This window comes from Pantoea stewartii (assembly GCF_011044475.1).
Lineage (GTDB): Bacteria > Pseudomonadota > Gammaproteobacteria > Enterobacterales > Enterobacteriaceae > Pantoea > Pantoea stewartii.
Genome location: NZ_CP049115.1, coordinates 3,157,715 through 3,171,415 on the forward strand (window position 1 = coordinate 3,157,715; position 13,701 = coordinate 3,171,415).

General features: G+C 54.2%; 10 protein-coding genes. 6 read left to right on the top strand and 4 right to left on the bottom strand.

Annotated features, from left to right (window positions below):
- The first annotated feature begins 268 nt into the window (after nucleotides 1-268).
- Together G5574_RS14960 and G5574_RS14965 are read left to right on the top strand one after the other, a co-directional pair.
- Nucleotides 269-1,813 (top strand): methyl-accepting chemotaxis protein, encoded by a 1,545-nt coding sequence (locus G5574_RS14960; protein ID WP_054688415.1) that lies wholly within the window; start codon nucleotides 269-271, stop codon nucleotides 1,811-1,813.
- Between the two features lie 487 nt (nucleotides 1,814-2,300).
- On the top strand, nucleotides 2,301-2,510 hold the full coding sequence (locus G5574_RS14965; RefSeq protein ID WP_033739003.1) for a YdgH/BhsA/McbA family protein: 210 nt from the start codon (nucleotides 2,301-2,303) through the stop codon (nucleotides 2,508-2,510).
- 368 nt (nucleotides 2,511-2,878) lie between these two features.
- Here the strand turns inward: G5574_RS14965 and sbmA are convergent, their stop codons facing one another.
- Entirely contained in the window at nucleotides 2,879-4,126 is a 1,248-nt protein-coding gene (sbmA, locus tag G5574_RS14970; protein ID WP_164482799.1) for a peptide antibiotic transporter SbmA, read from the bottom strand.
- 275 nt (nucleotides 4,127-4,401) lie between these two features.
- Here sbmA and G5574_RS14975 point away from each other — a divergent pair, with 275 nt between their 5' ends.
- The 3 genes from G5574_RS14975 to G5574_RS14985 are packed head-to-tail and all read left to right on the top strand — an operon-like array spanning nucleotide 4,402 to nucleotide 8,242.
- A complete protein-coding gene (locus tag G5574_RS14975; protein WP_058707829.1) occupies nucleotides 4,402-5,133 on the top strand; it encodes a gluconate 2-dehydrogenase subunit 3 family protein in 732 nt (243 codons plus the stop codon).
- Between the two features lie 2 nt (nucleotides 5,134-5,135).
- Complete coding sequence (locus tag G5574_RS14980) at nucleotides 5,136-6,920, top strand: GMC family oxidoreductase (protein ID WP_164482800.1); 1,785 nt, start codon at nucleotides 5,136-5,138, stop codon at nucleotides 6,918-6,920.
- A gap of 11 nt (nucleotides 6,921-6,931) precedes the next feature.
- Complete coding sequence (locus tag G5574_RS14985; RefSeq protein ID WP_164482801.1) at nucleotides 6,932-8,242, top strand: c-type cytochrome; 1,311 nt, start codon at nucleotides 6,932-6,934, stop codon at nucleotides 8,240-8,242.
- A 42-nt stretch (nucleotides 8,243-8,284) separates the two neighbouring features.
- Here G5574_RS14985 and G5574_RS14990 read toward each other — a convergent pair whose 3' ends face one another.
- Nucleotides 8,285-9,697 (bottom strand): MFS transporter, encoded by a 1,413-nt coding sequence (locus G5574_RS14990; protein WP_033739010.1) that lies wholly within the window; start codon nucleotides 9,695-9,697, stop codon nucleotides 8,285-8,287.
- A 307-nt stretch (nucleotides 9,698-10,004) separates the two neighbouring features.
- Complete coding sequence (locus tag G5574_RS14995; protein WP_033739011.1) at nucleotides 10,005-11,549, bottom strand: methyl-accepting chemotaxis protein; 1,545 nt, start codon at nucleotides 11,547-11,549, stop codon at nucleotides 10,005-10,007.
- 572 nt (nucleotides 11,550-12,121) lie between these two features.
- Between G5574_RS14995 and yjdN the strand changes: the two genes are divergently transcribed.
- Entirely contained in the window at nucleotides 12,122-12,559 is a 438-nt protein-coding gene (gene yjdN, locus G5574_RS15000; protein WP_039339045.1) for a VOC family metalloprotein YjdN, read from the top strand.
- A gap of 104 nt (nucleotides 12,560-12,663) precedes the next feature.
- Here the strand turns inward: yjdN and G5574_RS15005 are convergent, their stop codons facing one another.
- Nucleotides 12,664-13,530: a nucleoside-specific channel-forming protein Tsx gene (locus G5574_RS15005; protein WP_006121691.1), complete on the bottom strand. Its 867-nt coding sequence runs from the start codon at nucleotides 13,528-13,530 to the stop codon at nucleotides 12,664-12,666.
- Nucleotides 13,531-13,701: the final 171 nt, after the last annotated feature.

Here is a 13,701-nt window from a genome sequence, read left to right on the forward strand (position 1 = left end):
CTGCGGATGTCACGCGCCGGGCGCGGGTGGGATGGTGCTGCGCGCTAATCAGTTGCGTTAAAGTAAATCGTTAAAATGTAATGGGTTAAAAATTCCCGTGAGTAAACGAAGCCGCTACTGAGCGGCTTTTTTAATGCAATAAATTAACGCGTAGCACTAAAGTGTAAATGCGCCACTGCCGAAAACATAAAAAAAGGTAAAGCTTACCTTTCACGTGCTTTCATCCATGCTTCTGGTGCAAGTCTGACTGGTACTATCAAGGACTCCTATGCGCAACAACCAACCTGTTTCTCAGCGTGAATATGTGTATGACGATCATGCCACACTGATGACAACGACCGATCTCAACAGCTATATCACCTATGCCAATGATGCATTCGTTGAAGCCAGTGGCTTTTCATCTGATGAGGTCAAAGGGCAGCCGCACAATATGGTGCGTCACCCGGATATGCCACCCGAAGCTTTTGCCGATATGTGGGCGACGTTAAAACAGGGCGAACCCTGGACAGCGCTGGTGAAAAACCGCCGTAAAAACGGGGATCACTACTGGGTGCGGGCGAACGCGATTCCGGTGGTGCGCAACGGTCAGGTGCAGGGTTATATGTCGGTGCGGACGAAGCCATCCGCCCAGGACGTGAAAGCCAGTGAAGCGCTCTACCGTGATTTTCGTGAAGGTCGCGCGCAAGGCCGCCGCTTTCACAAAGGATTAATTGTGCGCAGCGGCTGGCGTCGCCTTGGCTCGATCTTAAAAACGCTGCCACTGCGCTGGCGCATCCGTACGGCGCTGCTGGCTTTACTGCCGCTGTCCGTCGCAGGCGTCTGGGCGCTGGGAATGGCACCGCTGGCGTTGAGCGGATTTGCGGGCGGCATGGCCGTTCTGTTGCTGCTTGCCAGCCTGTGGCTGGAGCAGCAAATTTCCCGTCCTGTCGAGCGCATGTGCAAACAGGCACTGCGCGTGGCCACCGGGGCCAGTCACCAGGTGGAGCAGATGGACCGCATTGACGAGGTGGGGCTGACGTTGCGCGCCATTGGGCAGCTAGGGCTGATGTTCCGCTGGCTGGTGGACGATGTGAGTGGCCAGGCGATTAACGTGCTGAGCGCCAGTGACGCCATCGCCCGCAGTAACAATGAACTGAGCCGCCGGACCGAACAGGCCGCAGCGAACGTGCAGCAAACGGCCGCGACCATGAACGAAATGACCGCCACCGTGAAGAGTAATACGCAAACGGCCCAGGAGGTGAGTTCGCTCTCCGTCAATACCAGCGATGCGGCAAGCAAAGGTGGCGAGGTGATGAAAGAGATGATGAGTATGATGGCGGACATTGCCGACAGCTCAGAACGCATTGCCAGCATCACCAGCGTAATCGACAGCATCGCGTTCCAGACCAATATTCTGGCGCTGAACGCCGCCGTTGAGGCGGCACGCGCGGGTGAGCAGGGTAAAGGCTTCGCCGTTGTGGCTGGCGAAGTACGCAGCCTTGCACAGCGCAGCGCAAAAGCCGCCAGCGAGATTAAAGCGCTGGTGGAAACCAGCGCCAGCCGGGTCAGTTCAGGCAACGAGCACGCCGGTGCTGCGGGACATACCATGCAGGATATTGTGCAGCAGGTGCAGAACGTCACTTCGCTCGTTGCCCAAATCAGCGCGGCCACGGCGGAACAGGCGACCGCGCTCAGTGAAGTCAGCACGGCGGTAGAAGATCTGGACGATATTACCCATCAAAACGCCGCCCGCGTTCAGGAAAGCGCAGAAGCGTCGGGCCGTATGACCCATCAGGCTAACCGTCTGGTGGAAGCGATCAGCGTGTTCCGCTAAGTTTTGACCGGCCTGCCACCGGATGGTGTTGTGCCATTCGGCGTGATCACGCTCTTCGCGCGCGCAGGGTGCGAACCGTGATCATGCCGTCTGGTACGGCATGATCGCTAAGAGGCTTTCCCGTCCTAATCGTCTCTTCTGCTGCCCAATTGCGTACCCTCAGCCAACATCCCACCACGGCCTGACTTGTCTCACAGCACCTACAGCCGATCACGGCGTAACGCCTGTCTTTGCCGTCTTGTGACATAACAGCATAGCGCTGGGCGAAAGTCGTCAGGCGCACAGGTAGTCATTAATACTGCCTGCTATGCAAGGTGTAGTCATTTAACCTTTCGTGTTTAAACAGCGCTAAACGTGCTTTTCATTTTCAGTTTTATTGAATGATATGAGCAAAACCCTCTGCTTTTTCTTGTGCGATATTCGTCCTATTATGCTTTCACACAAGGCATGTAGCCTTATCTAAACGAAAAAGACCGAGGAATTGACCATGAAAACTATCAAAACTTTTGCTGCTTTAATCGCCCTGACTATTCTGCCTGTTGCGGCTTTTGCACAAACTGTGACGGCGACCGGCTCAACACTGGACAGCGCAGAAGCGAAAATTGCTGCTCAGGCGCAGGATGCTGGTGCTTCCTATAAGATCACCGAAGCGAACACCAACAACGGTGTGCACATGACGGCTGAGCTGTATAAATAAGCCTTGAACGTCTGTGCTGACAGGACGCCTGATGGCGTCCTGTCTCCGTTTTTAGCGAAACAGAACCTGTCACTTTACCGCCTCTACTCCGCTTTCCTGCATCATTCTGTCCCATCCGGCCTGTCTCTTTGACCAACAGATCGTTCGCTTAACCGTTCAGCCTTTGCCAGAAAAGCCCCTTGTATGCGCGCCATCATCCCTCAATGCTGCGCGTACCGGCGATAACCCGGGCGCGGATGTCGTCCTGAACGGACAACACCGCGGCATCATGCGCAATGAATGGCAGGAGAAGGAAAAGGAAAGTGGGGGAGACAATGCGGAATCGACCGCTGGTCGCCTGCGGCAACTACCCCAGGCGACCAGAAAGGTTATGACACCTCTTCAGAAGCGTCGTGCATCATTTCATCGTGCGGCACATCGTCCAGAATCTGTTCAAAACTGCGCAGACGTTTGTAGATTGACATTAACTCGACCAGGGTGGACCACGAGGTAATGAGGTACTGGAACGATCCCCGAACCTGGTCAAACACGTTGGTGATCTGGTTCAGCAGGCCCAGCGTAATGGCACCGGCCACAATAGACGGGAACAACAGGAACAGCCCGAACACGTTATCCACCTGCAGATAAAGGATGCGGCTGATATTAAAGTAAAGATAGTGAAAATAGAGACGGAAATAGTTAATCCGCACATTGTGGAACAGCACTTTTACGGTCGGCGGCGTGGCGCGATCGGCGTGATCTTCGCCGTAAACCAGCTCTTTACGGTAAGCCGCTTCGACGCGCTGGTTACGGAACTCCAGGCCGGGAAGCTTAATGCCCACCAGCGCCAGCAGCGCCGTACCAAAGAGTGACCACAACACCGCCGCGATCACCAGCGCATAGGGGATGCTGCCCAGAATCGGGATACTTTTTACATGATGTGAAAGCGCCACCAGAACGGGTAAAAACGCCACCAGGGTCATAATGGCCTGAATGAAACTCACGCCCCAGCCTTCCAGCGTGGTAGCAAAGCGCATGGTATCTTCCTGCACACGCTGTGCCGCGCCTTCAACGTGGCGCAGGCGCTGCCAGTGATGCATATAGTAATTATTCATCGCAGTGCGCCAGCGGAATACCCAGTGGCTGATGAAAAAAGCATTCATCACGCCAATGACCACCGCAATCAACGCGATACCCAGGAAGGCGATAACCTGAGCATAAAATTCGGCAATCTGTACCGAACCGGCTTTCGTCAGCGCTTTTTGAATTAAATCGTAGAACGGGCCATACCAGGCATTGACGGCCACGCCAACCTGGACGCCAAACCAGGTCACAAAAATAATCAGCGCGGAGCCCCAGACCGACCAGCGCTGCCAGGGATGGTTATCAATGATGCGCCACGCAAGAGCGAACAGGGCAACCATCAGCCAGTAATAGCCATAGAACCATAACTCACCCGGCGCAATAAAGCGCATCACCGTCGTGGGCAGGGGCTGCCTGATGGCGGTCTGAAACGCAGGCCAGAAATGGGCCGGTAAATCGCTGGCAAAGCCAAACCAGGCAAAAATCGCCAGTAAACTCCAGATGGCCGCCGAACTGAAAAACGGCCCAGGTCGTGGAAAGAAAGACTTAAACATAGGTACTCCGCTGTTGTGTAATCGCTTTTATAACGTCTAAACGGCCATCTGTCTGTAGCCTGTTGTTTCTGAACATGACATTGACAACTTATATGTTAATGAAATTGTGCTTTTTTGTTTCCTTAAACTAAGTATTTGTCGGTAATGGTGTTACACTTAGCGCCACTGTTACCGGTAACAGCTTGTTGTACCCGAAATCCGCAAATAAAAACCACTACAACGCGCATTCACTTCTCTTTTTCGTACCGCAGTTGATGCGGTGATGAGGCAATGTCATGTCAGACCAGAAAAAGGGTCATTCACGCAGGGATTTTTTGCTGAAGACCATCACCCTGGCGCCCGCAGTGGCGGTAGGCAGCAGCGCATTGGGTGCCTTTTCTGCACCCGCTCAGGCACAGGCCGCAACGCCTGCCGAAAGCCAGGTCGCCCGAGACTATCAACCCAGTTGGTTTACTGCCGAGGAATTTGCGTTTATCAACGCTGCCGTGGCGCGGCTGATCCCCGCCGATGAACGCGGTCCGGGCGCGCTGGAAGCGGGCGTGCCGGAGTTTATCGATCGCCAGATGAATACGCCTTATGCCACCGGGGCCAACTGGTATATGCAGGGCCCCTTTAACCCGGATCTCCCCAAAGAAATGGGCTATCAGCTACCGCTGGTACCGCAGCAGATTTACCGTCTCGGCCTGGCCGATGCCGACCAGTATAGCCGGCAGCAGTACGGTAAGGTCTTTGCCCAACTGAACGCTGAACAGCAGGATGCGGCGCTTCAGGCGATGGAGAGCGGCAAGGCCCATTTCAGCCAGCTTCCCGCCAACGTGTTTTTCTCTTATCTCCTGCAAAACACCCGTGAAGGCTTCTTTAGCGATCCGATCCACGGTGGCAATCAGGGCATGGTGGGCTGGAAGCTCATCAACTTCCCTGGCGCCCGCGCCGATTTTATGGACTGGGTAGAGCGCGGTGAACGGTATCCGTTCCCGTCAGTGTCGATTCGTGGTGAGAGAAGCTGAGCATGGCAAATGAATTAAAGAAAGTGGATGCCGTGATTGTCGGCTTTGGCTGGGCAGGTGCCATTATGGCCAAAGAGCTGACCGAGGCCGGTCTGAATGTGCTGGCACTGGAACGCGGTCCGCATCGTGATACCTATCCCGATGGATCCTATCCACAGTCGATTGATGAACTGACCTATAACATCCGGAAAAAGCTGTTCCAGGATCTGTCCAAAAGCACCGTCACTATCCGTCATGATGCGTCACAGACTGCCGTGCCGTATCGGCAGTTAGCGGCTTTCCTGCCGGGCACCGGCACCGGTGGCGCAGGACTGCACTGGTCAGGTGTACATTTTCGGGTCGATCCGGTTGAGCTAAAACTTCGCAGCCACTATGAGGCGCGCTACGGTAAAAAGTTTATTCCTGAAGGGATGACCATTCAGGATTTCGGCGTGGACTATCAGGAGCTGGAGCCATTTTTTGATAAAGCAGAAAAAGTGTTTGGCACCTCCGGTAGTGCCTGGAGTATTCAGGGTAAGGTTGTCGGCAAAGACAAAGGCGGTAACCCGTTTGCGCCCGATCGCTCTGACAACTTTCCGTTGCCCGCGCAAAAGCGCACCTGGTCAGCACAGCTGTTTGCCCAAGCCGCCGAGTCAGTAGGCTATCATCCTTACGATCTGCCCTCGGCGAATACCTCAGGTCCTTATACCAACACCTATGGCGCGCAGATGGGACCGTGCAACTTCTGCGGCTACTGCAGCGGTTACGCCTGCTATATGTATTCCAAGGCCTCACCTAATGTGAATATCCTACCTGCGCTGCGTCAGGAGCCAAAGTTTGAGCTGCGCAATAATGCTTATGTGCTGCGCGTCAACCTCACGGACGATAAGAAACGCGCTACCGGCGTCACCTATGTAGACGCGCAGGGGCGTGAACATGTGCAACCGGCAGATCTGGTCATCCTGTCAGCCTTCCAGTTCCACAATGTCCACTTAATGCTGCTGTCCGGCATTGGCCAGCCTTACAACCCGATCACTAACGAAGGCACGGTCGGACGCAACTTTGCCTACCAGAACCTGTCGACGCTGAAAGCGCTGTTCGACAAAAACACCACCACCAACCCGTTTATTGGGGCAGGCGGTGCCGGTGTCGGCGTGGATGATTTCAACGCCGATAACTTTGACCACGGGCCGCACGGTTTTGTCGGTGGATCGCCATTCTGGGTCAATCAGGCGGGCACCAAACCCATCTCGGGTCTGCCCACCCCGCCGGGAACACCTAACTGGGGTAGCCAGTGGAAGGCCGCCGTTGCCGATACGTACACGCATCACCTTTCTATGGATGCCCATGGTGCGCACCAGTCTTACCGCGTGAACTATCTGGATCTGGACCCGAATTATAAAGACGCCTACGGTCAGCCACTGCTGCGTATGACGTTTGACTGGCAGGAAAATGACATCAAGATGGCGCAGTTTATGGTGGGGAAAATGCATAAAATCGCCGAAGCCATGAACGCGAAAATGATCATTGGCGGGGCTAAAAAACCCGGCACACATTTCGACACCACCGTCTACCAGACCACCCACATCAGCGGCGGGGCGATTATGGGTGAGGATCCTAAAACCAGCGCGGTTAACCGCTATCTGCAAAGCTGGGATGTGCCTAACGTCTTTGTGCCTGGCGCATCGGCGTTTCCTCAGGGACTCGGCTATAACCCCACCGGTATGGTGGCGGCATTGACTTACTGGTCAGCGAAAGCGATTCGCGAGCAATATCTGAAAAACCCAGGCCCTCTGGTGCAGGCATAAGGATGATGGCGATGAAAAACGGCATTTTAGCCCTGATTCTGGGCGGTATTTCCTTTGTTGCCCTGGCCGATGAGAGCACTAGCGATCTGATAAAACGCGGCGAGTATCTGGCCCGCGCGGGCGACTGTGTCGCCTGCCACAGCAGTGAAGGTGGCAAGCCCTTCGCAGGTGGCTTGCCGATGGCCACGCCGATTGGCACGATCTACTCAACAAACATCACGCCGGATAAATCGACCGGTATTGGTGATTACAGCTACGATGACTTTCAGAAAGCCGTGCGGCACGGTATTGCGAAAAATGGCGATACGCTCTATCCCGCCATGCCTTATCCCTCTTATGCGGTGGTCAGCGATGAGGACATGAAGGCGCTGTATGCCTACTTCATGCATGGCGTTGCCCCTGTCAGTCAGGCTAACAAAGCGAGCGATATCCCCTGGCCTCTGTCGATGCGCTGGCCGCTGGCGATCTGGCGCAACCTGTTCGCACCGGATGTAAAAGCGTTCCAGCCTGCCGCGCAGGAGGATCCGACGCTGGCGCGAGGCCGTTATCTGGTAGAAGGGCTGGGTCACTGCGGTGCCTGCCATACGCCGCGTAGCGTGACCATGCAGGAGAAAGCGTTAACCAACGCCGACAGTAACGATTATCTGGCGGGCAGCAGTGCGCCGATTGATGGCTGGACCGCCAGCAACCTGCGCGGGGACAACCGTGACGGCCTGGGCCGCTGGAGTGAGGATGACCTGCGCCAGTTCCTGCGCTATGGCCGTAACGATCACACCTCAGCCTTTGGCGGCATGGTGGATGTGGTTGATCACAGCCTGCAGCACCTGACGGATGACGACATCACGGCGATTGCCCGTTACCTGAAGTCGCTGGGTGCGAAAGATCCGCATCAGGTGGCTTTTAGCGTGGATGACGCGACCGCGAAGGCCTTATGGAAAGGCGATGACAGCCAGACAGGCGCTGCGGCCTATGTCGACAGCTGTGCGGCCTGCCATAAAACGGACGGCAGCGGTTATACACGCTTTTATCCCGCGCTGCGCGGCAACCCGGTGGTGATGGCGGACGATCCGACCTCGCTGATTCACATTGTGCTGGTCGGAGGCGAGCTGCGTGGGGTGAAGGGCGCGCCGTCAACGATTACCATGCCTGCCTTTGGCTGGCGTCTGAACGATCAACAGGTCGCGGACGTGGTGAACTTCATCCGTCACAGCTGGGGCAATAACGTACCGGGAACGGTCACCGCGAAGCAGGTGGCTGACCTGCGCAAGGATGTGAAAGATCGTCAGGGCAGTGCAGATATCAAGGTGTTAGAAGGCAAGTAACACGTACGTTGCAGCCTTCCCCCACCGGGGAAGGCTGCACGATCAAATATTTTCCAGCGTCACACCGCGCGTCTTAGGACCAAAAACGCCCACCGACAGCATCACCATCAGCATGCTCAATACAATAAAGGCGATGACGCCATGCGTACCGGTGTGCTGCAAAATCACGCCGATCAGAAGACTGCTAAAGGCGGTCGATAACCGACTAAAGGAGTAGCAAAAACCTACTGCTCGGGCGCGGATAGCGGTCGGGAAAATCTCGGTCTGGTAAGCATGATAACTGCAGGTCAGCCAGGCATTAGAGAAGGTGATCAAAAATCCGCATATCACCAGCAACACCGGGTTCGTCTGCAGGGCAAACAGCGTACCAAACACCACTGTCATCAGCGAAGAAAGGACGATTTGCCATTTATTCTCAAGCTGGCTGGTAAAGCTGCCACAAATCAACGAGCCGATGGGATAGGCCAGCGTGATAAAAAAGGCATACAGCAGGCTATGGGTAATGGACGTACCCTGCCCGGACAGCAGCGCAGGCAGCCAGTTACCAAAGCCGTAGAAGCCAATCGCCTGGAAGAAGTTCATTATCACCAGCATCAGGGTGCGGTTACGGTAGCGCGGAGCCCAGATGTCGCGGAAGCGGCTTTTCGTGTCAGAGGCTGCCGCAGGCTGTGAGTGCGTCAGGTGTTGGCCGGGCACGATGCCGCAGCGTTTTTCCATGGCCGACATCACGGCATGGGCGTCTTCATGCCGTCCCTGCTGGGCCAGCCAGCGGGCGGATTCCGGCAGGTTTTTACGCACCAGCCAGATAATCAGCGAGCAGACAGCGCCCGCGATGACCACCCAACGCCAGCCCTCCAGGCCCAGAATATGTTGCGGCATCAGCCACCATGACATGAGCGCCACTGTTGGCACCGATAAAAACTGAATAAAAAAGGAGAAGGCAAACGCCCGGTTACGCAGATGCGTGGGCACCCATTCGCTCAGGTAGGTGTCGATGGTTACCAGCTCCACGCCCAACCCAATACCGACCAAAAAGCGACACAGAATCACCATCTCTGCGCTGTGCTGAAACGCCATCAGTAACGAGAAAAATCCGTACCAGGCTAACGCACAGATAAAGGTCAGCCGACGGCCAAACCGATCGGCAAAAGGCGTAAGCAAACTGGCCCCCACAAATAAGCCCAGAAAGGTCGCCGACGCAAATGCGGCCTGATCGGTAATGCCCAGAATACCGGCGCTGCCCGCATGGAAAATGCCGGCGGCCAGTAACCCTGTGCTGATATAGCCGGTTTCAAACAGATCGTAGAGTTCAAAAAAGCCGCCTAACGCCAGTAGCGAGATGAATCGCCACAAACCGCCAGAAGAGGGCAGCGCGTCAATGCGCCCGGCTAAGCTGGTATGGGCAGTCGACGAGGCAGACGTCGGTGCCATCCCTGAAGTCAAGGCTGGTGTCATTTAGGGTAAACCTCATGTAAGGATGATGGCCATTCTCACTACAGGCAATAATCGCTTTGAAACAGGTGCCCGTTCGCGAGCAGGAAGCAGCAGAATAATCAATTCTCTGATTCTTGCCGATAGGAATAGTGGTGAATTTTTAACAGGGCAGAGTCCAGTTATGGCTGGATCGGATGGGCAGTCAGCGTTCAGACGCGGTGCAGAGAGAAATAAGGTCAAGTCAGATGCGATAACAGCCAGTCAGGTGGAGATACCACCTGACAGACTTCCCTGCCCGCCCCGCTTTTTTTCCGGGGCGGGCAGGCAATTAGGCGTCAGCCAGACGGAACGCCGACACGGAATGCGTCAGGTACTGCGCCTGCTCCTCCAGCGACGCGGCCGCGGCGGCCGATTCCTGCACCAGTGCGGCGTTTTGCTGGGTCACGCTGTCCATTTCGGTCACCGCCTTTTCAATCTGGCTGATACCATGATGCTGCTCATTGGAGGCCGTCGAAATGTGATCCATCAGAACGTTGACCCGGCCGACCGAGGCAATAATCGCATTCATCGCTTCACCGGTCTGGCTGACCTGATCGGAGCCGACCCGGATTGTCGCCACCGATTCTGCAATCAGTCCTTCAATTTCTTTTGCCGCCACCGCACTGCGCTGGGCGAGATTGCGTACTTCGCCCGCTACCACGGCAAATCCGCGACCTTGCTCACCGGCTCGCGCGGCTTCAACGGCCGCGTTCAACGCCAGAATATTGGTCTGGAACGCTATGCCGTTAATGACGTTGGTGATGTCTTCGATTTTTTTCGAACTCTCGTTAATTTTTGACATGGAAACGATGACCTGCTGGGACACGTGTTCGCCGCTCTCCGCATTCTTCACGGCTTCGCTGGCCAGACGGCAGGCTTCAAAGACATTGTCCGTATTCTGTTTCACGGTCGCGCCCAGCTGCTCCATACTGGCGGCCGTTTCGGTCAGGGCTGCGGCCTGCTGTTCCGTGCGCGAGGCCAGGTCAACGTTGCCGCTGGCAATTTCCTGCGAGGCGAAAGAGACCGCCTGGGTTGCCTGGCGGACGCGGGTAATAATGCCGGTCAGCGCGGTACGCATGCTTTCCATAGAGGTCATTAACTGCTGAATCTCGCTCTTTGAACCGGTGTTGACCGGCACCGGTTTGTCCAGAATTCCTGCGGCAATCTGGCTGCAGTGGGCTTTGGCGTGATCAAGCGGCGATAAAATATAGCGTCTGACAAAGACCAGTATGGCCACGATAATGGCAAGAAACAGCACACCAAATACGACTAACAACAGGATCCCAGAGGAAAAGTTGCTCTGGGCATCCGTATTGAGCTTCTTCGCAAAGGCTTCATGTTGTGCCAGCACCTTGTCCAGGACAATTTCATACTGGCGATCCAGGCGCACGACGTTTGCGATCTGGTTTTTAAAGCGCTGCTGGTCCCCGGCCTCGGCCGCTGCGATTAAAGGCTGAATGCCCTGATCGCGGTAGGCCAGGTAAGCCTGACGATAGCGTTCTGCTTCCGCTTCTTCTCCCGGAATACGTGGCGCGTTCAGATAAGCCTGGAAAGCGGCATCGGCTTTAGCGGCAACGCTTTTTACGCTGTCCAGTGAAGCGGCGCCCTGCGGGCCACCATTCTCCGTCTCTTTCATGTACTCCATCAGACGGACGCGTAAGGTACGACTGTGGTTGATGGGGTCAATCACCGACAGCACCACACGAATTTCTTTATTCACGGCATTAAGTGACGCATTGCTGCGGGCCAGTAACCAGATGCTGACGGAAATACTGATAAGAAAAAGAATTAACAGAAAAGACAACACCAACAGTGATGATTTTTTTAACGACATAACACAGTCCTGAACAGGGGGGATTATGGACAGATATATCGGCATCCTGGGGCTAAATATTTAGCTGGAACGCACCGAAATAAGCACAGAATTAAGTGCATAAAACATAAGCGAAATAATGAACCAACTGATTCACTATTATCAGGTTGACGTTTCGCTTGCCGCTTCGGTTATTTCATGCGTTAACGCCGGCGGTATGGTTTTCAGATCCACTAATAGGTTGAGTCAACGAGGAAGTGCAAAGCAGGAAAGTGCGGTTGTCAGCATTTGTCTGAACAGTTCATTTATTATTTATTTTAAGGCATTGTAATTTAAGGGTTAATTCTAATCCTTGCAGTAGTAAATAAAAGTGACTATTGCCTGTGAGATAATATGGTTATTAACACGTAAAACATTATTAGCGTACCAGGCATTGATTTAATTGAAAAAAAACGGGGGCGACGTCTCAGGCGATTGGGTAAATCCTCTGAAAGGAGATTCTTTGCGCCGTTATGAATCCTCTTCTCTGCGCTGTCGTCTACACTTATTACTTCCTTATAAGGAAGTTTCTACTCACCTGTATCGAGGTAATAATGCAAGTATGTCCTTATTTGTTTCTCTATGGTCGCTGTGAAGAGGCGATGGAATTCTATTTGCAGGCAACAGGTGGACAGCTGCTGCAAAAAATGACGTTTGGTGATATGCCGGAGCAGGGTGAACAGATTGGCGACCAGTCTGCACCCCCGTTGCCACCTGAAAAAATTATGCATGCGCATCTGCGTATCGGGCAGGGCGAACTGATGATGAGTGACGGCAATCCTGACCAGCCACCGGCGTCAGAGCACGCAGGCTATGCCGTCAGTCTGGCGACCACGGATGCAGAACAGGGTAAAGCCTGGTTTGAAAAGCTGTCGGCAGGCGGGAAAGTGACCACACCGTGGCAAAAAACTTTCTGGTCTGATGGCTTCGCCATGTTTATTGATAAATTCAATATTCCGTGGCGCATTAACGTTGTTAAATCAGACGAGTAATTTGTCGGTGATGCCGTTCAACGACGTTGGATGGCGCATACAACAGCGGCCTTCCCAGGGGGAAGGCCACCGTCAATTACCGTGCCTGTCTTGCAACAAACTGATCAGAAGTTATAGCCAGCTACCAGATAGTAACCCCAGCCCGTTGATTTAATTTCAGACGCGCTGCTGCCAAAACCTAACTCCTGACCGTCTCCCCACTGACCGCCGTTATGGAAGTAACGCGCCACAGCAGAGAAGTGCCAGTGCTCGTAGCCCAGTGACAGGATATGACTGGAGGCAATGGAATTACTGGTACGGATCGGCCCGGTCTTATCACGCAAGTCTGAGCCCCAGTCGAAGTTGGTAAAGCCCACATAGCCCAGGTTACCACCCCACAGTGTGGTGATTGGCACGAAATACTTCACCTTAAAGCGATAGCCGTCCCAGCTGTCTTCGTTCGCAGCACCGTAGTTTTCCCACTGGTACTTGGCATAGACGTTCAGTGACAGACCGATATCGCTGTGCGTATCGATGTCGGTGCCCAGGCCCATGTACCAGGTGTTCTGGCGGTTTGCGCTGTTACGGCCCATATCGTAGATATAGTTGTTGGCAAAATACCACTCTTTAAACGGACCGAAAGCCAGGCTGGTGCCGGTCAGTTTATCAATAGAGAAACGCGGTTCGATTTCCATGAACAGCGGTGAACCGTGGTCGAAAATACCGTTGGCGTTGTTGTTGCCTACGCCAAAGAAGTTTGGCAGGTCAACGTAGCCGTAAAAATCAAACCAGTCTTTTTTGGCGAACGCTTCGTATTCCAGATAGACATCGTTATTGAACTGGGGCCCGAAGCGGGTGTGGTAACTGCCCACCACGTTGACGCTCTGATGCCACCAGTCGGAAAGGTACTGGGGATCGTTTTCTGCAGCCTGCACTGCACCGTTCAGGGAGCCTGCCAGCAGGGCACCTGCAACTAACGTTTTAAATTTCATTATATTTGACCACTGGTTTTCATACGCAAGACAATCGTTTGCGTGCTGTTTGGAAATCAATCCCAAAGGTTGGGCAGTAATGTACTCAGGCCGACTGTTTTAGTTAGCGTAGCGTGCCTGTAACAGAGAGATAGAAAATAGCTTTTGATCACATTTGTCAAAATGTGTTGC